We start from the raw sequence: 24,279 nt of genomic DNA on the forward strand, positions 1-24,279 counted from the left end.
CACCGCGATTCAAACCCTTCAATCTCTGGAAACCGGCAACGGCGCAAACAACGCCTCGATATCACTCTGTTCCAGTTTGAATCCGCCCGTCGTGCCACCCTCAAGCACCGCCCCGGCCAGCGCCGCTTTCTCCTGCTGCAACGCCTGGATCTTCTCTTCGACGGTGCCTTTGGCAATCAACTTGTAGACGAACACCGGATTGTTCTGCCCGATGCGATACGCCCGATCGGTCGCTTGGTTCTCCACCGCCGGGTTCCACCAAGGATCGAAGTGAATCACCGTGTCTGCCGCCGTCAGGTTCAGACCGGTACCGCCGGCCTTGAGGCTGATCAGGAACAACGGCACCTTGCCGCCCTGGAAATCCCTCACCGGCGTGCGCCGGTCGATGGTGTCGCCGGTCAGCAACGAGTAGCCAAGCCCGCGCTGTTGCAACTCCTGCTCGATCAGCGCCAGCATCGAGGTGAATTGGGAAAACAGCAGAATGCGCCGACCTTCGCCGAGCAACTCTTCGAGCATCTCCATCAGGCTGATCAGCTTGCCGCTGCCCGAGCGCAACGCCTTCGCCGTGAGCGGCATATTGACCAGGCGCAGATCGCAGCAGACCTGACGCAGCTTGAGCAGCGCATCGAGGATGATGATCTGACTGCGCGCCACGCCACTGCGGGCGATTTCATCGCGGACCTTTTTGTCCATCGCCACACGCACCGTCTCATAGACGTCGCGCTGACCATCGCTGAGTTCGACCCAGTGGATGATCTCGGTTTTCGGCGGCAACTCGGTGGCGACCTGATCCTTCTTGCGCCGCAGCAAAAACGGCTTGATGCGTGCGGTCAGGTGCTGCATGCGCTGGACATTGCCGTGCTTCTCGATCGGCGTGCGGTAATCGCGATTGAAGGATTTGCTGTCGCCGAGCCAGCCGGGCATGAGGAAATGGAACTGCGACCACAGCTCGCCGAGGTGGTTTTCCAGTGGCGTACCGCTCAGACACAAGCGCTGACGGGCCTGCAAGTCACGGGCGGCCTGCGCGGCTTTGCTCAGCGGGTTCTTGATATTCTGCGCTTCGTCGAGAATCAGCACGCTCCACGGCTGCGGCTGCAAGATCTCCAGATCCCTGGGCAGCAATGCGTAAGTGGTGAGCACCAAGTCGTATTCGGCGAGATTGGCAAAGTCCTTCTGCCGCCCGGTGCCGTGGAGCGCCAGGACTTTCAACTGCGGCGTGAAGCGCTCGGCCTCGTCGATCCAGTTGGGAATCAGGCTGGTCGGCATCACCGCCAGTGCCGGACAGTCCAGGCGCCCGGCGTGTTTTTCGGTAAGCAGATGCGCCAGTGTCTGCAGGGTTTTGCCCAGGCCCATGTCATCGCCCAAAATGCCGCCGACCTCCAGCTCGCGCAGGGTCTGCATCCAGTTCAGGCCTTCGAGCTGATACGGGCGCAGTTGCGCATTGAGGCCGGCCGGCGCAGCAACCTGGGCGTGACTGGAATTCTGCAGACGCTTGGCAAAAGTGCGCAGGCGTTCGCCGCCCTGCCAGTCCAGCGGTACGCCATCGAGCATACTCAAGCGTGCGGCGTCTGGAGCGGTCAAACGCAGCGCATCGCCTTGGTGTCCGCCCAGGTACAGCTCGCCCAGCGTCGCCATCAGCGGTTTGACCCGACTCAGCGGCAACGCGACCTTGGCGCCGGCCGGGTCGCCAAAACCGCTGGGCTTGAGCTCGATCAGGAGTTTTTCATCATCGCTGCGCTGCGCCAGATTGACCGGGTCGAGCAAGCGCGGCTGGGTCCGCAACAGGTGTAGAAGAATCGGCAGCAAGCTGTAGCGCTCGCCGTTGACGACGATACCCAACTGCAAATCAAACCACTGATGCGGAGCCTCTTCTTCAACCTCGGCGTACCACTGTTCAACCGGTTGTACATCGAAATGGAAACCGGGACTGATCTCGATCTTCCAATCTGCGGCGCACAGCGTGGCCAGGCCTTCGTGCATGAACCCGAGCCAGGCGGAATCATCCGGCAGGGTAAACATCTCGCCAGGACGATCCATTGCACTCTTGCGCGTGGCTTTTTTGAAGCCATGTTTTTGCAGGTTCTGGCGCAGCTTCTTTTCCAGCGCAGGCTGACGCTGAATACGCTGGGTCTCTGTGCCGCTGAGGATCATCACTTCCGGGTTGCGATCCACCGCCGGATGACCGTTGTAGGTAAACAGCAGAGCGGCGCGGTGCTCCAGCACATATTCCCAGCGCGAGCGTTCTCGGCCGCTGACCAGGGTCAGTTGCGGCTGCGGCAGCACGTCATCGATGATCCGTTCGGTGAGTTTGTGCGGTGGCGCAATTTGGGTCGCCGCGCTCATGCGATGGCTGAACTGCATGGCCTGACGCGCCGGAATATCTGGCGCCTGGGTCAAATGGCAGGCGAGTTTTTCTTCCAGCTCAGTGAACAGCGGGCCAACCTGGCGCTGCTCGCGATCAAGATAATAAAGCGGCTCCAGCGCCAGCACGGTTTCCTGAGCGGCTTCGGCACTGCTCCATTGCGCGCGGAATCCGCCATCGGCCTGCTCAGCCCAAGAGAACTGACCCACGCGTTTCGCCCCCGGTGTCAGCGCTCGCAGGTCTTCGAAATCGAGGAACAGCCGCGAGGTGCGCAGGAGCATTTCCAGCAGTTCGGCGCCACTGCTGCCTTCCAGCGGATAGCCGCTGTAATAGGCGTGATGGGAATGCATGGCGACCAACAGCCGGGCGATGCGCAGATCCAGTTCGGACAGGTAGCCCGGCTGGCGCATGAGCATTTCCGCGAGCGAGTACATCGGTTTGACTTCGCGTAACTCGCCGCTCTTGAGCTGGTAGACCTTGAAAATATCGAGCAGCCACTTGCCGTTCGCAGACGTCGGTTTGAGCTTGTAAAACAGCCGCGTACCTGCGGTTTGCGCACTTTCGTCAGCAGGCTTGGCCGGCACGGGAATTGTCGAAAGCCAATGCTCCAGCGCTCGCCCCAACGGGATCTGTGCATCATTGTCAGACGCATCCTCACCCGTGCCCAGCAGGTGATAGATCACCGCCGCGCTGTGCTTGCAGTCCAGTGCAACCGGACAGCTGCACAGGCATCGCAAGCTAACCGATCCCAACCGATCTTCTGACAGGTAAATGGTTTGCTCATACGCCTGAAGTTGCGATCCGACGCAGAACGCCTCAATCTTCCTGTCATCGATCTCGAGGATCTCTACCCGGTCATCGGCGGCATAAGCCCGGGCCTTGGCCAACGCCTTGCTACTGAATGCGTGGGTCCATGTCAGCCCTTTAAGCCGCTCGATGAAAATGCTCATGGACAGTCCTTAGCTGGCCAGCACCCGGGCCAGCGTCGATTTCACCTTGCCCATGCCATCGTGCAGGGCCTGCTCGATTTCGGCCATGGTGATCACTTCGGTGGTCTTGCCGGCTGCAGGATTCACGACGAGCGCCAGACAGGCGTAATCCAGATCCAGCTCACGCGCCAGCGCCGCTTCCGGCATGCCGGTCATACCGACGATGTCGCAACCGTCACGCTCCAGTCGTACGATCTCGGCGACCGTTTCCAGACGCGGACCCTGGGTGCAGGCGTACACGCCTTGATCGCTGTATTCGCAGCCTTCGGCGGCGACCGCGGCAATCAGTTGCTGACGCAACGGCTCGCTGTAGGGAAAGCTGAAATCGATGTGGGTGACGTGCTCCAGATCATCGGCGAAATAGGTGTGCTCGCGCCCACTGGTGTAGTCGACGATCTGGTGCGGCACGCAGAAATGCCCGGTGCCCATGGCCGGATGAATACCGCCCACCGCGTTAACGGCGATGATCGCTTCGGCACCCGCCTGCTTCAACGCCCACAGGTTGGCGCGGTAGTTGACCTTGTGCGGCGGGAAACGATGCGGGTGACCGTGACGGGCGAGGAACAGCACTTCCTTGCCGGCGTACTCACCAATCTGCACCTCGGCCGAAGGCGCGCCGTAAGGGGTGTCGACTGCCAGCGACTGGCGAATGCTCAGGCCTTCGAGCTGAGTCAGGCCAGTGCCACCGATGATTGCGTAAACGGTCATAACGAAAAAATCCTTAATCGATCAGTTGAGCGTCTTTGAGCGCGCCGAGGGCGGTGAGCCAACGCGGAGCCTGACGATAATCGGTGCTGGCGAAGGCCTGCCCGCGCATCCTGGCGATGCGCGCGGAAGGCTTGACCTTCATACGCTGGGCGGCGCTCAGGGCCAGCTCGGCTGCCGCGCGGTCGTTGCACACCAGACCCATGTCGCAGCCAGCAGTGAGTGCGGCTTCGATGCGGCTGGCAGCGTCGCCGACCACGTGGGCGCCGGCCATCGACAGATCGTCGCTGAAGATCACGCCATCGAACTGCAACTCGCCCCGCAGAATGTCCTGCAGCCAGCGTCGGGAGAAACCGGCCGGCTGCGAGTCGACTTGCGGATAGATGACGTGGGCCGGCATGACGGCGGCCAGTTGTTTGCTGAGTTTGGCGAAGGGCACCAGATCATTGGCGCGGATCTCGTCGAGGCTGCGCTCGTCGTTCGGGATCGCTACGTGGGAGTCGGCTTCGGCCCAGCCGTGGCCCGGGAAATGTTTGCCGGTGGCGGCCATGCCGGCGCTGTTCATGCCGCGAATGAATGCACCGGCGAGCAAGGCGGCGCGCTCGGGATCCCCTTCGAAGGAACGAGTGCCGACCACAGCGCTGCGCTGATAGTCCAGATCCAGCACCGGGGCGAAACTCAGGTCGAGCCCGACCGCCAGCACTTCGGTGGCCATGATCCAGCCGCATTGCTCGGCGAGATACTCTGCATTCGGGTTATCGGCGATGGCGCGCATCGCTGGCAGACGGACGAAACCCTGACGCAGACGCTGCACACGCCCGCCCTCTTGATCCACCGCCAGCAGCAGATCCGGGCGAATCGCGCGGATCGCAGCGCTCAGTTCGCGCACTTGGCGAGGATGCTCGATATTGCGGGCGAAAATGATCAGGCCGCCCACTTCGGGCTGACGCAACAATTGGCGATCTTCAGCCGTCAGCCAGGTACCGGCGACGTCCACCATCAACGAGCCTTGCAGGCCAGCAGTCATAGAGATTCCTTGAAAACAAAAAACCCGATCTGCTTGCATTCGCTACCGCGGGCATTGCCCGGACGGTCAACAGAATTCATGCAGATCGGGTTCAGTACGAGAGTCGGCATGGCCGGCTAGCTTAGCGGATACCAACTGCCGCGCCCACCCGTGCGCGGTCAAACCTTGGCGGCGACCGGCATGGATTTGCTGCGCGGACGCAATTGCGCGCTGGCCATGGCTGTATCAGTGACGCCGGTTTCGGCGCGCATGCCGGCAGCGAGGAACGGCACCATCAGGCGCATCACTTGTTCGATGGAGGTATTGACGCCGAAATCGGTCTCGGCGATCGCGCGCAAGGCCTTGATCCCGGACATGCTGAACGCTGCGGCGCCAAGCATGAAGTGCACGCGCCAGAACAGCTCGATCGGTGGAATGCGTGGCGCCGCTTCATTGACCAGCAGCATGTAGCGGCGGAAGACCTTGCCGTACATGTCTTCCAGATAACGCCGCAAGTGGCCCTGACTCTGGCTGAACGCGAGGCCGAGCAAACGCATGAAGATCGACAGATCGTTACCGCTGCGAGGCTGCACGACGAGCGCTTGCTCGACGAGGATTTCCAGCAATTCTTCGAGGGTCGGCTTGTTCTCAGGCTTGGCCTGACGGCGCTCCAGCTCTTTATCGAGGCTCACGCAGAACGGACCGAGGAAGCGCGAGAACACAGCTTGAATCAGCGCCTTTTTCGAGCCGAAGTGATAATTCACCGCAGCCAGATTGACGCCAGCCTTGCTGGTGATCAAACGCAATGAGGTTTCAGCGAATCCTTTCTCCGCGAACAACTGCTCGGCAGCATCAAGAATGCGTTCAACGGTTTCCGACTGGGCCATGGCTACTCCGCCTGACAAACACTTGTTTGAAACATACGTTTCAGCCTGTGCCTTGTCAAGCCTGCCGGTTCGTTTTGGGAATGGTCGGTCAGCTATTTAACCACACAAGGCACCAGCATTAATAAGCGCCCTTCGCGACCGCTCGGCGGGCGGCAAAAAACGCCCATTGCCAAGACCGCTTCACTGTATATAATCCCAGTCACTGTATAAAAAGACAGAGCGATCATTATGCTAAAGCTGACGCCACGCCAAGCCGAGATTCTGGCCTTCATCAAACGTTGCCTCGAAGACAACGGCTATCCGCCCACCCGTGCGGAAATTGCTCAGGAATTGGGTTTCAAATCGCCCAACGCGGCGGAAGAACATCTCAAGGCCCTGGCCCGCAAAGGCGCGATCGAGATGACCCCGGGTGCTTCCCGCGGCATCCGTATTCCCGGCTTCGAAGCCAAGGCCGACGACTCCACCCTGCCAATCATCGGCCGAGTGGCTGCCGGCGCGCCGATCCTCGCTGAACAGCACATCGAAGAATCCTGCAATATCAATCCGACCTTCTTCCATCCTCGCGCCGATTACCTGTTGCGTGTGCACGGCATGAGCATGAAGGACATCGGTATTTTCGATGGTGACCTGCTGGCAGTGCATACCACCCGCGAAGCGCGTAACGGTCAGGTTGTGGTTGCCCGTATCGGCGACGAAGTGACGGTCAAACGCTTCAAGCGTGAAGGCAGCAAAGTCTGGCTGATCGCTGAAAACCCCGAGTTCGCCCCTATCGAAGTCGACCTGAAAGATCAGGAACTGGTGATCGAAGGCTTGAGTGTCGGCGTCATTCGCCGCTAAAGGAGGCTCCATGCAGTTCCCACACACACCTCAGCAAACACAACTGCCTTTATTTGAAGCGTTTCTGGCGCAACCGATTGCGCCGATCCTCAAAGACGTGGTCGAGCGTGACTGGAATGCCAAACCTGACGCCTTCAGTGAGCTATCACTGCGTGGTGCGGCCGGGAACTGCCTGAACCTGCTAGCGCCGATCCTGCGTGAATTGAGCGAGGATCAGGATGCGCGCTGGCTGACGCTGATCGCCCCACCCGCCAGCCTGACGCAAACCTGGCTGCGCGATGCCGGCCTGAACCGCGAACGCATTCTACTGTTGCAACCGCGCGGCACTCAAAGCGCTCAGCAACTGGCGTGCGAAGCGTTGCGGCTGGGTCGCAGCCACACCGTGGTGACCTGGCTAAACCCGTTGAATGCCAATTCGCGACAACAACTGATCAGCGCCGCGCGTACGGGCGAAGCTCAGAGCCTGAACATTCGTTTGGGTTGATTGTTGAGTAATGCGCGCTGTGTGAAGCGCAGGGCTTCTCCAGGGACAGAGAAGCCGATCTGAAGCGCAAGCGACCGAGAAAAGGCCAAAGCGTGGATCAATGAAGAACCCGCGGCCCCTCTTCCTTATCAAACTCGCCTTCAACCATACGACCTGCCATCTGCACGCCGACGCTCAACATCGCTTTGGCAATTTCAACGTGCTGGCCTTGCAGGAACGCCTTGGCATCCTCGGAGAAATCCAGCGTCACCAGAGAACCTTCGTCCTCGGCCCTGCGCAGTTCGATTCGGCCGTCTGGTAACTCGACAATTTCTAGAAAGGACGTTGGCATATAAGTCTGTTCTCCACGAAAGGCAGCGATTATATAGACATCATTCGAGCTTCGCTCAGGATCTTGACCAGCAGCATGTTTCAGATTGCCACTGCGCCAAACTACCTCAGCACTCATTCAAACCTTCACGGAAACGCAGGGCCAGACCTTTGAGGTTCTGCCGCCAGCTCTCCAGCTCATCTCGACTGAGCTCTTCTGGCGCCTCTTCTTCATCAAGATTAATCGCTTGGATCAGCGGCTGCGTCACGTCGCCTTTCGGCTTGCGTGGCGCCCTCGGTGGCTGAAACAGTGCTGCGTGCGCCGCCAGCAGTTTCGCCAGCCAGGTTTCCGGATTACCGGCCAACTCGACCATTTCCGCCAACTCCGGGATCGCTATCGATTCCAGCACGTCGCGCCTCAGCAACTCCTCCGCCCTCGGCGAATTGGCCTGCGGCAGACGATAAAAGCCGGCGATCTCGTGACACAAGCCCAGCAGTGCGCCGTAGAGGTGGAACAACGCCGACTCACGCCCGGCCTGGATCAGCGCCAGAGAATTCATCGCCCGCCCCTCTTCAGCACGAGCCAGAGCTTCGAGTGACAGGCCGGCGAAATAGATCTTCTGGTTGGTGCGGGTATAGAGTTCGTGGGCCATGACGGCAGCCTCCACAACGAAATAATTGCTTCACACAGACCCGGCAGTGTCATGGATCAATCAATGCCAGCGCAAGCAAAAAACAAAAAGGCCGCATGAAACCCCGAAGGTTTCATGCGGCCTTTTCGCTGTTCAGACTAACGCTTACTCAGCCTTGGCCTTTGCGCTGCGCTTGTCTTCAACAGTCCACTTGCCACCGTCGTAATACGCCTTCCAGCCTGTCGGCTTGCCGTCGACTTCGGTCTGTACGTATTGCTCCTTGGTCTTGCGGCTGTAGCGGATGACCGCTGGCAGACCGTCAGGATCCTTTTGCGGAGCCTCGCACAGGAAGTGGTACTTCGGATCGATCTCGTCCTTGTGCGGCAGAATCTCGATCACCAGCGGAGCGCGGGTCTCGCGGTTTTTCGGGAACTGACTGGCGGCCAGGAACAGACCGGACGCACCGTCGCGCAAGATGTAGGTGTCGTTGACCTTTTCGCATTTCAGCTCAGGCATCTTCACCGGATCCATCTTCGGCGGCGCCGCGTCACCGCTCTTCAGCAGCTTGCGGGTGTTCTTGCACTCAGGGTTCGTGCATCCGAAGAACTTGCCGAAACGGCCGGTCTTGAGCTGCATCTCGCTGCCGCACTTATCGCATTCCAGACTCGGACCTTCATAGCCCTTGATGCGATAGCTGCCCTCTTCGATTTCGTAACCGGCGCAATCCGGGTTATTGCCGCAGATGTGCAACTTGCGCTTTTCGTCCAGCAGGTAGGCGTCCATCGCCGTACTGCAGATCGGGCAGCGATGCTTGCCACGCAGGACCAGCGATTCCGATTCGCCCTCGTCGTCCGCTGCGATTTCATCGCCCGGCACCAAATTGACGGTGGCCTTGCAGCGCTCTTTCGGCGGCAGGCTGTAGCCCGAGCAGCCGAGGAACACGCCAGTCGATGCGGTACGAATTTGCATCGGACGACCGCACGTGGTGCACGGAATGTCAGTCATGACCGGCTGGTTGGCGCGCATGCCGCTGTCCGGGTTTTCCGCTACTTCGAGTTTCTTCTTGAAGTCGCCGTAGAACTCGTCCAGCACGTTTTTCCAGTCGCGCTCGCCCTGCGCCACGTCATCGAGGTTCTCTTCCATGCCGGCGGTGAAGCCGTAGTCCATGAGATTGGAGAAGCTCTCGGACAGACGTTCGGTGACGATGTCGCCCATCTTTTCCGAGTAGAAACGACGGTTGTGCAGGGTCACATAACCGCGATCCTGAATGGTCGAAATGATCGCAGCGTAAGTCGAAGGACGACCGATGCCGCGTTTTTCCATCTCCTTGACCAGACTGGCTTCGGAATAACGCGCCGGTGGCTTGGTGAAATGCTGCGACGGATCGAGCTTGATCAGCTTCATCACATCGCCCTGCGCCATGTCAGGCAGCACGTCGTCATCGCCAGGCTTGGCAATCTGCGGCATCACCCGGGTGTAACCGTCGAACTTGAGGATACGGCCCTTGGCACGCAGCTCGAAGTCGCCAGCGCCGACGCTGACGGTGGTCGACAGGTATTGCGCCGGCAGCATCTGGCAGGCTAGGAACTGGCGCCAGATCAGCTCGTACAGACGCTCGGCATCGCGCTCCATACCCGCCAGCTTGCTCGGCGTGGTATTGGCGTCGGACGGACGAATCGCTTCGTGAGCCTCTTGCGCGCCTTCCTTGCTGCTGTAAACGTTCGGCGTTTCCGGCAGGTATTTCTTGCCGAATTCGTCCTCGATGTAAGTGCGCGCCATCGCCACGGCGTCGGCCGAGAGATTGGTCGAGTCGGTACGCATGTAAGTGATGTAGCCGGCTTCGTACAGACGCTGGGCCATCATCATGGTTTTCTTCACGCCGAAACCGAGGCGGTTGCTTGCGGCCTGCTGCAAGGTCGACGTGATGAACGGCGCCGACGGCTTGCTGCTGGTCGGTTTGTCTTCGCGCTTGACGATGCTGTAGCTGGAGGACTTGAGCTTCTCCAGCGCAGCCATGGCCTGGGCTTCGTTCAGCGGCTTGAAGGCTTCGCCTTTTTCGCGAGCCACTTCGAAACGCACGGTCGAGCCTTTGGTGGTGCCGAGATCAGCGTGCACTTCCCAGTATTCTTCGGGATTGAAAGCACGGATTTCACGCTCACGCTCGACTACCAGCTTCACCGCAACCGATTGCACGCGACCGGCGGACAGACCACGGGCGATCTTGGCCCACAGCAGCGGCGAGACCATGTAGCCGACGACGCGGTCAAGGAAGCGACGCGCCTGCTGGGCGTTGACACGATCAATGTCCAGCTCGCCCGGCTCGGAGAAGGCTTCCTGGATCGCCTTCTTGGTGATTTCGTTGAACACCACGCGCTTGTAACGGCTGTCATCACCACCGATGGCTTCGCGCAGGTGCCAGGCAATGGCTTCCCCCTCGCGATCCAAGTCGGTTGCGAGATAGATGGTGTCAGCATCCTTGGCGAGCCGGCGCAGCTCTTCGATGACCTTTTCTTTGCCCGGGAGGATCTCGTACTGGGCTTTCCAGCCGTGTTCGGGATCGACGCCCATGCGCGAGACCAGCTGCTTGCGCGCTTTCTCTTTCGGCGAGAGCACCGGACCTTCACCCGCAGCAGCCTTGCCACGCTTGGCGGCTGGCTCTTTGCTGGCGCTAGCCGAACCGCTGGTGGGCAGGTCTCGGATATGGCCGATACTCGACTTCACCACGTATTGGTTACCCAGATACTTGTTGATGGTCTTGGCCTTAGCCGGGGATTCCACAATGACCAGCGATTTGCCCATGGATCAGAAAATTCCTGAATTCTAGAAGTGAAAGGCGGTTGGCGCCTGACGCGGCACCGCTATATATAGTTGATACAAGGTGAGGTCAAGCGCAGGGTTGTCTGCGCAGTCGCCTCATGGCTTGTCAAAAAGGCTCGGTTCGGCTTGCACCAAAGCAAAGCGCGGCACCTGCTCGCCGTCAACCTCGACCGACTCGACGAACATGCTCAGCGGGCGCACCCAAAAGCCGTAATCGCCATACAGGGCTTGGTAAAAGACCACTTCTTCTTCGGTTTCGGAATGCCGCGCAACACTGAATACACGGTATTGCGGACCTTTGTAATGTTGGTAGAGCCCAGGTTGTATCGGCATGCTTCGGCCCTCACTGAAATCTTTTCAAAAATAAATAAAAAACCCAAAAACAAAAACCGGGGCACTGGGCCCCGGCTTCCATCGACGAGACGCTTAAACGCGTTCGAAGACGGTGGAGATGCCTTGGCCGAGACCAATGCACATAGTGGCCACCCCGAAGGTGCCGCTATTCTGCTTCATCACGTTCAACAGGGTGCCGGAAATACGTGCACCGGAGCAACCGAACGGGTGACCCAGGGCGATCGCGCCGCCGTGCAGGTTAACCTTCTCGTTCATCTTGTCGAGCACTTTCAGATCTTTCAGCACTGGCAGAGCCTGTGCGGCGAAAGCTTCGTTGAGCTCGAAGAAGTCGATATCGTTGATGCCAAGGCCTGCGCGCTTCAGGGCCTTTTGTGTTGCCGGCACTGGACCATAGCCCATGATTGCCGGGTCCACACCCGCCACTGCCATCGAACGGATTACCGCCATTGGCTGGATGCCGAGGTCCTGTGCACGCTGCGCCGACATCACGATCATGCACGAAGCACCGTCAGTGATCTGCGACGAAGTACCGGCAGTCACGGTGCCGCCCTTCGGATTGAATGCCGGCTTGAGCGCCGCCAGACTTTCCAGGGTGGTTTCCGGACGAATGGTTTCGTCGTAGTCGTACAGTTTCAGGAAACCGTTCTCGTCGTAACCCTGCATCGGGATGATTTCGTCCTTGAACTTGCCTTCCACGGTTGCCTTGTGGGCCAACTGATGGGAACGCACGCCAAAGGCATCCTGCTGCTCACGGGTGATGCCGTGCATCTTGCCGAGCATTTCCGCGGTCAGGCCCATCATGCCCGAGGCTTTTGCCGCATACAGCGACATGTGCGGGTTCGGATCGACACCGTGCATCATGCTCACATGGCCCATGTGCTCGACGCCGCCGACCACGAACACGTCACCGTTGCCGGTCATGATCGCTTGCGCAGCAGTGTGCAGCGCGCTCATCGACGAACCGCACAGACGGCTGACGGTCTGGCCGGCCGAAGTGTGCGGAATCTGGGTCATCAGCGACGCCATGCGCGCGATGTTCCAGCCCTGCTCCAGGGTCTGGTTGACGCAGCCCCAGATCACGTCCTCGACTTCCGCCGGGTCGACCTTGCTGTTGCGTTCCAGCAGTTTGCTGATCAGGTGCGCCGACATGTCTTCAGCGCGGGTGTTGCGGTGCATGCCGCCCTTGGAGCGGCCCATCGGAGTACGACCGAAGTCGACAATCACGACGTCTCTAGGATTCAAGCTCATAAGTTCACTCTCACTCTAGTTGGGGGCGCTTAACCGAAGAAGCTCTGGCCGTTCTTGGCCATTTCGCGCAGCTTCGCGGTCGGGTGGTACAGCGCGCCCAAATCAGCGTACTGGTCAGCCAGGGCAACGAACTCGGCAACACCGATCGAATCGATGTAGCGCAGCGCACCGCCACGGAATGGAGGGAAACCGATACCGTAGACCAGACCCATGTCGGCTTCGGCGGCGGTTTCAACGATGCCGTCTTCCAGGCAGCGCACGGTTTCCAGGCACAGCGGGATCATCATCCAGTTGATGATGTCTTCGTCAGTGACTTCGCGCTGCTCGTAAACGATCGGCTTGAGCACTTCGAGTACCGACGGATCGGCGACTTTCTTCTGCTTGCCTTTCTTGTCAGCCTCGTAGGCGTAGAAGCCCTTGCCGTTCTTCTGGCCCAGGCGTTTGGCTTCGTACAGCACGTCGATGGCCGAACGAAGGTCATCCTTCATGCGATCCGGGAAACCTTCAGCCATGACGTCGCGACCGTGGTGACCGGTGTCAATGCCGACCACGTCCATCAGGTACGCAGGGCCCATCGGCCAGCCGAATTTTTCCATGACCTTGTCGATACGCACGAAGTCGACACCGGCGCTGACCAGCTTGGCGAAACCGCCGAAGTACGGGAACAGCACGCGGTTGACCAAAAAGCCCGGGCAGTCGTTGACGACGATCGGGTTCTTGCCCATTTTCTTCGCGTAGGCAACGGTAGTGGCGATGGCCAGTTCACTGGACTTCTCGCCACGGATCACTTCCACCAGCGGCATCATGTGCACCGGATTGAAGAAGTGCATGCCGACGAAGTTTTCCGGACGTTTGAGGGCCTTGGCCAGCAGGCTGATGGAAATGGTCGAGGTGTTCGACGCGAGGATGGTGTCCTCTTTGACCTTGTCTTCGACTTCAGCCAGCACCGCTTGCTTGACCTTCGGATTCTCGACCACAGCTTCGACGACCAGATCGACGTGACCGAAGTCGCCGTACGACAGCGTCGGACGAATGCCGTTGAGCACTTCAGCCATCTTCGCAGCGGTCATGCGACCCTTGTCGACGCGGCCGACCAGCAGCTTGGCGGCTTCGGCCAGACCCTGCTCGATACCGTGCTCGTTGATGTCCTTCATCAGGATCGGCGTGCCTTTGGAGGCCGACTGATAAGCGATACCGCCACCCATGATGCCGGCGCCGAGTACGGCAGCCTGCTTCACGTCCTTGGCGATTTCGTCGTAGGCCTTGGCCTTTTTCTTCAGTTCCTGATCGTTCAGGAACAGGCCGATCAGGCTCTGCGCAGCAGAGGTCTTGGCCAGTTTGACGAAGCCTGCAGCCTCCACTTCCAGTGCCTTGTCGCGACCGAAGTTCGCGGCTTTCTGGATGGTCTTGATCGCTTCAACCGGCGCCGGGTAATTCGGGCCGGCCTGGCCAGCCACGAAACCTTTGGCGGTTTCGAAAGCCATCATTTGCTCAATGGCATTCAACTTGAGTTTTTCAAGTTTCGGCTGACGCTTGGCCTTGTAATCGAACTCGCCGGAGATGGCGCGCTTGATCAGCTCGAGGGCAGCTTCCTGCAATTTTTCAGGGGCGACTACGGCGTCGACGGCGCTGACTTTCAGGGCGTCTTCAGGGCGGTTTTCCTTGCCGGCAGCAATCCACTCGATGGCGTTGTCGACACCGATCAGGCGTGGCAGACGTACGGTACCGCCGAAGCCCGGGTAGATGCCCAGTTTGACTTCCGGCAGACCGATCTTGGCCTTGGTGGACATGACGCGATAATCGGCCGCCAGGCACATTTCCAGACCGCCACCGAGGGCGATGCCGTTGATGGCCGCGACGGTTGGCACGTTGAGGTCTTCGAAATCGCTGAAGATCTTGTTGGCTTCGAGATTGCCTGCAACCAGCTCGGCATCCGGCAGCTTGAAGTTGTCGACAAATTCGGTGATGTCGGCGCCGACGATGAATACGTCCTTGCCGCTGCTGACGATCACGCCCTTGATCGAAGCATCTGCCTTGATGGTGTCTACGGCCTGACGCAGTTCGTTCAGGGTTAGACGGTTGAACTTGTTGACGGACTCACCCTTGAGGTCGAATTTCAATTCGACGATGCCACTTTCAAGAGCTTTAACCGTGATGGCTTTACCTTCGTAAATCATCAACTGATCTCCACGATATGGAAGCTGAACAGTACACGTCGGACGCAGGTTTAAGGCTCAGAAGGACGCTTTGCTCGTCGATACTGACACCGTCCGCCTGGCACACCCGCCAACGCGATAGTCGGGATTCTGTAGGAGCAGTCTGTAAGACAAACGCTCAATTCATACGCCCGTTTGATTCGGGTACGTCACCTTCACGGAATTTCAGACAATTGTCAATCGCCCTAAATTCGGGCTGAAATGCGACTTTGCGGTCATTTCTGCACCATGATGAGCAGCAACACCCGCCCCGATGTTCAGCCATTCATAGAATCAATAGTTAGAAAAGTCGCCCTAATTTCCGCCGAGCCCTGTCCAGAAGGCTACGCTGGGCGGACTGCGGGGAATTTGCCGAGGCGATCAGAGCGCCCCCTGTAGAAAAGGATTACCGGCCTGCCTGGCCAACCCGCCCGACGAATCATGTCGGGCTTTTTATTGCGCGTCTGCCGGACGTTTCACACCGTTGCAGTGAGAAAAGTCCGCGCATCACGCCAGCGCTTTCAAGGTCGCGTCGATATCCTGCAGAACCGTCGCCTCGCCCTTCTCGCCCCAATACAAGGCGATCATCTGCTTGTCCGCTTCGATCTTGAAAACATTGCCCGGCAATTTTTCGAAATAATCGAGCAGGGTCCGGTCATCGCAGACTTCTTGCCATTGATTGACCCACACGCCCGGGGTTTTCTGCCAGTACGTCCAGCACGCCGGTTGACTGCCACGCCGCGGCCGATGGTACTGGGCGCAGGGATTCGGCGGCTCCGGCAGCAGCCAGTGCGGCCACTCCTGCGGCGCCAGCTGCATGGCCAGGCCGATGCGTCGAGCCTCCATGCGCAGGGCCATGCGCCCGCTCTGCGTTCGCGATGGGCGCAACCATGCGAGTGGACTTAAAACTACCAGCAGGATTGACACCACCAGCCAGACCGTCATATCTGTACTCCCGATTTTTGATGAGCCCATTGTGTCACTTGCGAACCAATGCGCTTGAAACCAGCCATACTTACCAATATCGAACCCTCAGGAGGAGCACCTCATGCCCTACCACCACATACTGGTCGCCGTAGATCTGACCGAAGAGTGCGACCCTGTGATCCACCGCGCCCGCGAGCTGTCGGTGAGCAACGCTGCCAAGTTGTCGCTGGTGCATATCGTTGAACCTATGGCCATGGCCTTCGGTGGCGACGTGCCAATGGACCTGTCACAACTGCAACAACAGCAGTTCGATCAGGCCAAGGAGCGTCTTGAAAAACTCAAATCGAAATACCCCGAGCTCGAAGGCGCCAATTGCCATCTGACCTACGGCCAGCCACGCCAGGAAATCCATCATTTCGCCAAGGAACAAGCGTGCGATCTGATCGTAGTCGGCAGTCATGGCCGTCATGGCCTGGCACTGCTGCTCGGCTCGACCGCGAATGACGTGCTGCACGGCGCACCTTGCGATGTACTGGCGGTGCACCTGGTCAAACGTTGATCTGTCTTGCTCTTTGTGGGAGCGAGCCTGCTCGCGAATACGTCGGCACATTCAATATGAGTGCTGCCTGACACACCGCTTTCGCGAGCAGGCTCGCTCCCACAGGTGACCTGCTCCCGCCTGTAGATCGCGCTACATATGAAAAGCCCGGCGCTCATCACTGAGCGCCGGGCTTTTTCACATCAGGAGCAATCAGGCATCCAGCTCGGCCCAACGCTCCACCAACGCATCCAGCTCGGCCTGCAATTGCTCCAGCGAAGCAATCACTTTGGCCGTTTCCGCCGGCGGACGCTGGTAGAAACCGGCTTCAGCCATTTCCGCTTCAACCGCGGCGATCTGCTGCTCCTTGGCGTCGATGTCGCCCGGCAAGGCTTCCAGCTCGCGCTGCAGCTTGTAGCTCAGTTTCTTCTTGGCAACCGGAGCAGCCGCCGCAGGCGCAGCCACCGGAGCCGGCTCAGCGGTAACCACCGCCGAATTCAGGTCAGCCTTGCCCGACTTGCTTTCAGTCACACCCAGCAGACGCGGCGAGCCGCCCTGACGGATCCAGTCCTGATAGCCACCGACATATTCACGAACCTTGCCTTCGCCTTCGAAGACCAGGGTGCTGGTCACCACGTTATCGAGGAATGCCCGGTCGTGGCTGACCATCAGCACGGTGCCGTTGAAAGTCAGCAGCACTTCTTCGAGCAGCTCGAGGGTTTCCACATCGAGGTCGTTGGTCGGTTCGTCGAGCACCAGCAGGTTGGCCGGTTTGCTGAACAGCTTCGCCAGCAACAGACGCGCACGCTCGCCACCGGACAACGCCTTGACCGGCGTGCGTGCACGCTGCGGGCTGAACAGGAAGTCGCCGAGATAGCTCAGCACATGGCGGCTCTGCCCGTCGATGTCGATGAAGTCGCGACCTTCGGCGACGTTGTCGATCACGGTTTTTTCCAGATCCAGCTGATGGCGCAACTGGTCGAAGTACGCCACGTCGATGCGCGTGCCCTCTTCCACTTTGCCGCTGGTCGGTTGCAGACCGCTGAGCATCAGTTTCAACAGGGTGGTCTTGCCAGTACCGTTGGCGCCGAGCAGACCGATACGGTCGCCGCGCTGCAGGACCATGGAGAAATCCTTGATCAGGAACGGCCCGCCCGGATGCGCGAAGCTCACGTTCTCGAGGACCATCACCTGCTTGCCGGATTTGTCGGCGGTTTCCAGCTGGATGTTGGCCTTGCCGGTACGCTCGCGACGCTCACTGCGCTCAACGCGCAGGGCTTTCAGAGCGCGCACACGACCTTCGTTACGAGTGCGGCGGGCCTTGATGCCCTGACGGATCCACACTTCTTCCTGAGCCAGACGCTTGTCGAACAGCGCGTTGGCGGTTTCTTCAGCGGCCAGCGCGGCTTCTTTGTGCACGAGGAAACTGGCGTAGTCGCCGTTCCAGTCGATCAGCCCACCGCGATCCAGTTCGAGGATGCGCGTGGCGAGGTTTTGCAAAAAGGAACGGTCGTGCGTGATGAACAGCACGGCGCCCTGGAAATCTTTCAGCGCCTCTTCGAGCCAGGCAATCGCACCGATGTCCAGGTGGTTGGTCGGTTCGTCGAGCAGCAGCAGGTCCGGTTCGGATACCAGCGCCTGCGCCAGCAGCACGCGACGACGCCAGCCGCCGGACAACTCGGCGAGGGTCTTGTCGGCCGGCAGTTGCAGGCGGCTGAGGGTGCTGTCGACCAGCGTCTGCAGGCGCCAGCCGTCACGGGCTTCGAGGTCGTGCTGAACGTGCATCAGCTTGTCCAGATCGGCGTCGGTGACGATGTTCTGGCTCAGGTGATGGTATTCGGCGAGCAAGGCGCCAACACCATCGAGGCCTTCAGCCACCACGTCGAATACCGTCCGATCGTCGGCAACCGGCAATTCTTGCGGCAATTCGCCGATTTTCAGACCGGGGGCACGCCACACCGAGCCGTCATCGGGCTTCTGGTCGCCCTTGACCAGTTTCATCATGCTGGACTTGCCAGTGCCATTGCGGCCGATGATGCACACCCGCTCACCACGGGCGATCTGCCAGGACACCTTGTCCAACAACGGCATAGCGCCGAACGCAAGGGACACATCGCTGAATTTGAGCAGGGTCATGAGCTTCTCCAAAAACCGGGCGCGCATTCTACCTGACTTGAGGCTTCAGCAGGCCGGCAATTTGTCTGTCGAAGCACTCTGCACAACATTTGTTGCGAACTTGTGCAGCGAGGCTCGCAAAGCTTTCGCCGCTTGCTGGCAAAAGGCTAAGCTACAGTCAATTCAGTGCGGATTTCGATCGGCACTTGTCATGATTTCTCTGCCCGGATGTCTCATGCGCAGTCGCCTTTTCAGTGTTTTGTCCTGCTTGTTTCTTACCGCCGCTGCCGCTCAATCCGTCCAGGCGGTGGACTTGTCCACCCAACGCCAGTATTACGATGAAGCCAAGCGCGCCTTGGCCAAGGGTGATACCGGCCCGTATTTCCGTTACAGCCAGGCGCTGGCCGATTATCCGCTGGAACCGTACCTGGCTTACGACGAATTGACCGCGCGTCTGAAGACGGCGAGCAACGCAGAAATCGAGAAATTCCTCGCCGAACACGGTGATTTGCCGCAGGCCAATTGGATGAAGCTGCGCTGGTTACGCTGGCTCGCCGACCGTGGCGACTGGGCGACCTTCGTCAAGTATTACGATCCGAAGCTGAATTTCACCGAACTGGACTGCCTCAACGCGCAGTACCAGATCAGCCACGACAAGAAAGCCGAAGGGTATGCCAGTGCGGAAAAACTCTGGCTGACCGGCAAATCGCAACCGGCCGCCTGTGACGCGCTGTTCGGCATCTGGGCTGCCGACGGCCAGCTTACCGAGCAGAAACGTTGGGAGCGCACCAAACTTGCCGCGCAGGCCCGCAACTATCCGCTGGCCAACAGTCTGATCAACGGCCTGACCACCCTCGCCCCGCGCGGTCGCTTGCTGGTCGACGTGGCGCAGAAACCCGAACTGCTCAACCAGCCGTCGCGCTTCAGCCCGGCCGACGAGCCGATGTCAGACGTCGTCAGCCTCGGCTTGCGCCGCCTCGCCAGGCAGGATCCGGACAAAGCCATGGCTTTGCTCGACGGTTACGCCAGCAGCATGCATTTCTCTCGCGATGAGAAGGTCGCGATTGCTCGCGAGATCGGCCTGACCCTTGCGCGCCGCTTCGACAGCCGCGCGCTGGACGTGATGACCAAATACGATCCGGAGCTGCGCGACAACACCGTCTCGGAATGGCGCCTGCGCCTGCTGCTGCGTCTGGCACGCTGGAACGATGCCTACGAATTGACCAAGCGTCTGCCGCAAGACCTGGCCACCACCAACCGTTGGCGCTATTGGCAGGCGCGCAGCCTGGAACTGGCCGAGCCACAAAACCCGCAAGCGCTGACCCTGTACAAGAATCTGGCGCGGGAACGAGACTTCTACGGCTTCCTCGCCGCAGACCGTTCACAATCGCCTTACTCGCTGAACAACAAGCCGCTGGTGCTCAGCCAGGCGTTGATCAACAAAGTCCGTAACACCCCCGGCGTACGTCGCGCGCTGGAGTTTCATGCACGTGGGCAGATCGTCGACGGGCGTCGCGAGTGGTATCACGTCAGCCGACATTTCAATCGCGATGAAATGGTCGCACAGGCCAAACTGGCCTACGACCTGAAATGGTACTTCCCGGCGATTCGCACCATCAGTCAGGCGCAGTACTGGGACGACCTGGACATCCGCTTCCCGATGGCGCACCGCGATACCCTCGTGCGTGAAGCCAAGGTTCGCGGCCTGCATTCGAGCTGGGTGTTCGCCATCACCCGGCAGGAAAGCGCCTTCATGGACGACGCGCGCTCCGGCGTCGGCGCCAGCGGTCTGATGCAACTGATGCCAGCCACCGCCAAGGAAACCGCACGCAAATTCAGCATCCCCTTGGCTTCGCCGCAGCAGGTGCTCAATCCAGACAAGAACATTCAGCTCGGCGCCGCTTACCTCAGCCAGGTGCACAGCCAGTTCAACGGCAACCGCGTACTCGCCTCCGCCGCTTACAACGCCGGGCCAGGCCGCGTGCGTCAGTGGCTGCGCGGCGCTGATCACCTGAGTTTCGACGTCTGGGTGGAAAGCATCCCTTTCGACGAAACCCGTCAATACGTGCAGAACGTGTTGTCCTACTCGGTGATCTACGGGCAAAAGCTCAACTCGCCGCAACCGCTGGTGGATTGGCATGAGCGGTATTTTGATGATCAATGAGCAGGTAGCGACCGCCGGATAATGAAAAATGCCCGTATCGTGAGATACGGGCATTTTTTATGGCGGATTACTGGGTCGGTTACTGGGTCGGTTAATCAGGCTGGCCATCATTAAACTGCAACGCCGCCAGCCGCGCGTACAGGGGGTTGCTGGCGATCAACTCCTGATGTGTCCCCACCGCTACCAGCTTGCCTTGATCCATCACCGCAATCCGGTCAGCGTTCTTTACCGTGGCCAGCCTGTGGGCAATCACCAGCGTGGTGCGGTTTTCCATCAGCGTTGGCAGAGCTTGCTGGATCAGATGCTCGCTCTGTGCGTCGAGGGCGCTGGTGGCTTCGTCCAGGAGCAGGATCGGTGCGTCCACCAGCAAGGCGCGGGCGATGGCCAGACGCTGGCGCTGACCGCCTGACAACCCGAGGCCGCCGTCGCCGAGATGAGTCTGGTAACCATCAGGCATCTGTTCGATGAAGTCATGGGCGTGAGCAATGCGCGCAGCTTCCTTGACTTGCGCAAGCGTGGCGGTCGGGCAGCCATAGCGAATGTTCTCCTCCACACTGCCGAAAAACAACGCGGGGGTTTGCGAGACCAGGGCGAAACAGCGGCGCAGATCCAGCGGGTCAAGGCTGGTCAGCGGCACGCCATCGAGGAAAATCTGCCCCTCGCGTGGATCGTAGAAGCGCAGCAACAAGTCGTAAACCGTAGACTTGCCCGCACCCGACGGACCCACTAATGCCAAGGTTTCGCCCGCCCTCACCGTCAGATTCAAGCCATCGACGGCGTAGCTTTCCGGACGCGAGGGGTAGGAAAAGCGCACGTCGCGCAGCTCAAGTTCACCTTTGACTCGCGCTGGCAGAGTGACCAGTCCGGTCAACGGTGGCTGAATGATGTTTTCCGAACGCAGCAATTCTGCGATGCGTTCTGCTGCGCCAGCAGCGCGTTGCAGTTCGCCGATCACTTCGCTCAGCGTGCCGAACGCGCTGCCGACAATCAGGCTGTAGAAAACGAATGCCGCCAGCTCACCGGCCGAGATACGCCCGGCCATTACGTCCATGCCGCCGACCCACAACATCACAGCCACCGCGCCAAGCACCAGCACGATCACCAAGGTAATCAACCACGCCCGCTGAAAAATCCGTTTGCGCGCGGTTTCGAACGCCTGCTCGACGGTCGAGGCGAAACGCTGCTCGTCCTGGACCTGGTGGTTGTAGGCCTGCACGGTTTTGATCTGGCCGAGGGTTTCCGACACATAGCTGCCAATGTCGGCGATGCGATCCTGGCTCTGGCGCGAGAGATTGCGCACGCGGCGGCCGAAAATCAGGATCGGCGCGATTACCAGCGGCAGCGCAATCACGACAATGCTGGTCAACTTCGGATTGGTGATGAACAGCAGCACCACACCACCGATGACCATCAGCAGATTGCGCAGGAACAGCGAGAGCGACGAGCCGATCACCGATTGCAGCAGCGTGGTATCAGCGGTCAGGCGCGACTGGATTTCCGAGCTGCGGTTGTCCTCGTAAAAGCCCGGATGCAGATACACCAAGTGATTGAACACTTGGCGACGAATGTCGGCGACCACGCGCTCGCCTATCCACGACACCAGATAGAAACGGGCAAAGGTGCCCAGCGCCAGCCCGAGCACCAGCAACATGAAAATCCCGATCGACTGATTGAGCAGATGCGGCGAACGGGTCATGAAACCCTGGTCTACCAACAACTTGATGCCCTGCCCCATCGACAGGGTAATGCCGGCGGTGACGATCAACGCGAGTAAAGCGCCGAAGGCATGCCAGCGGTACGGCAGGAGAAAATGACTGGTCAGGCGCAGGGCGCGCCGGTGTCGGGAAGAAAGCATGGAGATCATGGAGTTCACGTCTGCGCAGATGGATCGGGCCAGCCTACAGACTCAGATGGGGTGGAACTCTGTAAATCACAATGAGTCAGGTTAAATATGCCAGGGATGTCCGGATGCTAGAAACGATTGGTCTAAGGTTGCGGTTGAGACGAGCGGTCATTTCTGTTTGAGTAGAGATGCCGCCCGCCGACAGACCGCAGGGAGTTGTCACAGCCTGGTCACGTGGCGGTTTTAACTTAGGCACACAACCTGATGAGGAGACAGGCCATGTCCTTGCAACACAGCAGCGAAGACAAGATTGAAGTGATCCGCACCAAACCCGACCAGTCTCTGGGTTGCTCGATTATCGATGAGCAGGGCCGCGAAGTACCGATCACTGAAGACATGATCCAGGACGCTTGCCGCGAACTGGAGAAGCGATTGGTCAAGCCTGCCGAACAAGAGTGATGTAGCCACCGTCTTCCAGACCCGGCCCTGATTGGCCGGGTTTTTTATATCTGCAATTCGGGATTGGTGGTGTGGCTTTCGCGAGCAGGCTCGCTCCCACCTTTAACTTTGCTGCACTGTAGATCCCCTGTGGGAGCGAGCCTGCTCGCGAAAAGGCCAGCGCTGATTCAGACAGCCACCGCCCCCAGCGCCTCAACAATCTGCCGCAACCCCGGCGCATCTCCTTCAATTCGCACCTTCAGCCCTTCGATCTCGCGTCGCACCGGATATTGCTTGCGCAACGCGTCAAACGCCGCGCGCTGCTCAGCGACATTTCCCACCAGGCTACGACGGAAATCCGCATCATCGCGGCGCGGGTCATACACGCCCCGGCACAACATCGCCAGCGCCCACGCCGGATCGCTGTCACCGTGCAGGGAAACTTCCGACAACCAGGTTGCTGGCAGCAGATCGCTGAGCTGGATAGCTGCAGGTTGGCCGCTGAAAGCGCAGTAGGCCTGATAAATCTGCGCGGTCCCGCGTTGCTTGCCATCGAGGCTGTAACCGGCAATATGGGGCGTGGCCAATACGCAGAGCTCGGCCAGCGCAGGATCAACTTCCGGCTCCTTCTCCCAGACGTCGAGCACCGCTTGCAGGTCCTCGCGCTCCAGCAGCACCTGACGTAGCGCAACGTTATCCACCACAGGGCCACGCGCCGCGTTGATCAGCCATGTTCCCGGCTTGAGTTGCTGCAAACGCTGCTGATCGAACAGGTGCCACGTCGCGTCGTCGCCATTGCGGGTCAATGGCGTATGCAGACTGATCACGTCGCACTGCTCGATGATCTGCTCGAGGCTGACATATTCGCCGCCCTCGGCAGCCTGACGCGGCGGATCGCAAACCTTCACATTCCAGCCCAGGCCCTTGAGGACCTTGATCAAGCGCCCCCCCACTTCACCGGCGCCGACGACGCCGTAACTACGTTGCGTCGGATCAGCCCCTTCGATTTCGGCCAGCGTCATCAGACTGCCCAGTACGTAATCGACCACGCCACGGGCATTGCAACCCGGCGCGCTCGACCAGCAGATCCCGGCCTCGGTGAAGTAATCAAGATCCAGATGATCGGTGCCGATGGTGCAGGTGCCGACAAAGCGCACCTTGCTGCCTTCGAGCAGCGCGCGATTGACGTTGGTCACCGAACGCACCAGCAACACATCGGCGTGCTCGACCGTCGCGCGGTCAATGGAGCGGCCCGGCACTCGGCGGATGTCGCCGAAACCGGCAAAAAAAGCATCGAGCAGCGGGATATTTTCGTCGGCAACAATCAGCATGGCGGGCTCCTTGGGCGGATCGGCAGTTTAGGTGCTGACGCGTCGATCAGCCAGCAGGGTTTGCGCTTACAAATGCGCAACAGAGGATTTTTCCTGAC

Annotated in this window: 19 protein-coding genes; 5 read left to right on the top strand and 14 right to left on the bottom strand. The window is 59.7% G+C overall.

Going from position 1 to position 24,279, the window contains the following annotated elements:
- Positions 1-18 precede the first annotated feature (18 nt).
- The 4 genes from KVG87_RS19435 to KVG87_RS19450 form a co-directional block, all read right to left on the bottom strand.
- Complete coding sequence (locus KVG87_RS19435) at positions 19-3,312, bottom strand: DEAD/DEAH box helicase (RefSeq protein WP_217852137.1); 3,294 nt, start codon at positions 3,310-3,312, stop codon at positions 19-21.
- Positions 3,313-3,321: 9 nt separating this feature from the next.
- Complete coding sequence (locus tag KVG87_RS19440) at positions 3,322-4,059, bottom strand: S-methyl-5'-thioinosine phosphorylase (RefSeq protein ID WP_016775487.1); 738 nt, start codon at positions 4,057-4,059, stop codon at positions 3,322-3,324.
- A 13-nt stretch (positions 4,060-4,072) separates the two neighbouring features.
- Entirely contained in the window at positions 4,073-5,083 is a 1,011-nt protein-coding gene (gene nagZ, locus KVG87_RS19445; protein ID WP_217852139.1) for a beta-N-acetylhexosaminidase, read from the bottom strand.
- A gap of 158 nt (positions 5,084-5,241) precedes the next feature.
- On the bottom strand, positions 5,242-5,949 hold the full coding sequence (locus tag KVG87_RS19450) for a TetR/AcrR family transcriptional regulator (RefSeq protein ID WP_016775489.1): 708 nt from the start codon (positions 5,947-5,949) through the stop codon (positions 5,242-5,244).
- Positions 5,950-6,177: 228 nt separating this feature from the next.
- On the opposite strand from KVG87_RS19450, the gene lexA reads away from it, so the two are divergent.
- Entirely contained in the window at positions 6,178-6,786 is a 609-nt protein-coding gene (gene lexA, locus KVG87_RS19455) for a transcriptional repressor LexA (RefSeq protein ID WP_217852142.1), read from the top strand.
- A gap of 10 nt (positions 6,787-6,796) precedes the next feature.
- A complete protein-coding gene (gene sulA / locus KVG87_RS19460) occupies positions 6,797-7,270 on the top strand; it encodes an SOS-induced cell division inhibitor SulA (protein WP_041477346.1) in 474 nt (157 codons plus the stop codon).
- A 97-nt stretch (positions 7,271-7,367) separates the two neighbouring features.
- Here sulA and KVG87_RS19465 read toward each other — a convergent pair whose 3' ends face one another.
- The 7 genes from KVG87_RS19465 to KVG87_RS19495 all read right to left on the bottom strand — a co-directional run bounded on the left by KVG87_RS19465 (position 7,368) and on the right by KVG87_RS19495 (position 15,770).
- A complete protein-coding gene (locus KVG87_RS19465) occupies positions 7,368-7,601 on the bottom strand; it encodes a hypothetical protein (protein WP_003226592.1) in 234 nt (77 codons plus the stop codon).
- A gap of 106 nt (positions 7,602-7,707) precedes the next feature.
- A complete protein-coding gene (locus tag KVG87_RS19470) occupies positions 7,708-8,232 on the bottom strand; it encodes a DUF6586 family protein (RefSeq protein WP_217852144.1) in 525 nt (174 codons plus the stop codon).
- A 144-nt stretch (positions 8,233-8,376) separates the two neighbouring features.
- Positions 8,377-11,010, bottom strand: a complete 2,634-nt coding sequence (topA, locus tag KVG87_RS19475) for a type I DNA topoisomerase (RefSeq protein WP_041477349.1) — start codon at positions 11,008-11,010, stop codon at positions 8,377-8,379.
- A gap of 114 nt (positions 11,011-11,124) precedes the next feature.
- A complete protein-coding gene (locus tag KVG87_RS19480) occupies positions 11,125-11,361 on the bottom strand; it encodes a DUF1653 domain-containing protein (RefSeq protein ID WP_217852146.1) in 237 nt (78 codons plus the stop codon).
- A 93-nt stretch (positions 11,362-11,454) separates the two neighbouring features.
- The gene (gene fadA / locus KVG87_RS19485; protein ID WP_016775495.1) at positions 11,455-12,630 is read right to left on the bottom strand and encodes an acetyl-CoA C-acyltransferase FadA; all 1,176 of its coding nucleotides are present in this window, start codon (positions 12,628-12,630) and stop codon (positions 11,455-11,457) included.
- Positions 12,631-12,659: 29 nt separating this feature from the next.
- Positions 12,660-14,807 carry a fatty acid oxidation complex subunit alpha FadB gene (gene fadB / locus KVG87_RS19490; RefSeq protein WP_217852149.1) on the bottom strand — a complete coding sequence of 716 codons (2,148 nt, stop codon included), beginning with the start codon at positions 14,805-14,807 and terminating at the stop codon, positions 12,660-12,662.
- 525 nt (positions 14,808-15,332) lie between these two features.
- Positions 15,333-15,770 (bottom strand): hypothetical protein, encoded by a 438-nt coding sequence (locus KVG87_RS19495; RefSeq protein ID WP_071173062.1) that lies wholly within the window; start codon positions 15,768-15,770, stop codon positions 15,333-15,335.
- A gap of 103 nt (positions 15,771-15,873) precedes the next feature.
- Between KVG87_RS19495 and KVG87_RS19500 the strand changes: the two genes are divergently transcribed.
- Positions 15,874-16,311, top strand: coding sequence for a universal stress protein (locus tag KVG87_RS19500; protein WP_016775498.1), 438 nt, complete (start codon positions 15,874-15,876; stop codon positions 16,309-16,311).
- Between the two features lie 192 nt (positions 16,312-16,503).
- On the opposite strand, the gene KVG87_RS19505 is transcribed toward KVG87_RS19500, so the two are convergent.
- Complete coding sequence (locus tag KVG87_RS19505) at positions 16,504-18,426, bottom strand: ATP-binding cassette domain-containing protein (RefSeq protein ID WP_039760799.1); 1,923 nt, start codon at positions 18,424-18,426, stop codon at positions 16,504-16,506.
- A gap of 214 nt (positions 18,427-18,640) precedes the next feature.
- Here KVG87_RS19505 and KVG87_RS19510 point away from each other — a divergent pair, with 214 nt between their 5' ends.
- Positions 18,641-20,569 carry a transglycosylase SLT domain-containing protein gene (locus tag KVG87_RS19510; RefSeq protein WP_217852151.1) on the top strand — a complete coding sequence of 643 codons (1,929 nt, stop codon included), beginning with the start codon at positions 18,641-18,643 and terminating at the stop codon, positions 20,567-20,569.
- Between the two features lie 91 nt (positions 20,570-20,660).
- Here KVG87_RS19510 and KVG87_RS19515 read toward each other — a convergent pair whose 3' ends face one another.
- The gene (locus KVG87_RS19515; RefSeq protein ID WP_217852153.1) at positions 20,661-22,433 is read right to left on the bottom strand and encodes an ABC transporter transmembrane domain-containing protein; all 1,773 of its coding nucleotides are present in this window, start codon (positions 22,431-22,433) and stop codon (positions 20,661-20,663) included.
- 258 nt (positions 22,434-22,691) lie between these two features.
- On the opposite strand from KVG87_RS19515, the gene KVG87_RS19520 reads away from it, so the two are divergent.
- Positions 22,692-22,871 carry a PA1571 family protein gene (locus KVG87_RS19520; RefSeq protein WP_024013646.1) on the top strand — a complete coding sequence of 60 codons (180 nt, stop codon included), beginning with the start codon at positions 22,692-22,694 and terminating at the stop codon, positions 22,869-22,871.
- A gap of 167 nt (positions 22,872-23,038) precedes the next feature.
- On the opposite strand, the gene pdxB is transcribed toward KVG87_RS19520, so the two are convergent.
- Positions 23,039-24,181, bottom strand: coding sequence for a 4-phosphoerythronate dehydrogenase PdxB (pdxB, locus tag KVG87_RS19525; RefSeq protein WP_217852155.1), 1,143 nt, complete (start codon positions 24,179-24,181; stop codon positions 23,039-23,041).
- Between the last annotated feature and the right edge of the window lie 98 nt (positions 24,182-24,279).

This window comes from Pseudomonas siliginis, from assembly GCF_019145195.1.
GTDB lineage: Bacteria > Pseudomonadota > Gammaproteobacteria > Pseudomonadales > Pseudomonadaceae > Aquipseudomonas > Aquipseudomonas siliginis.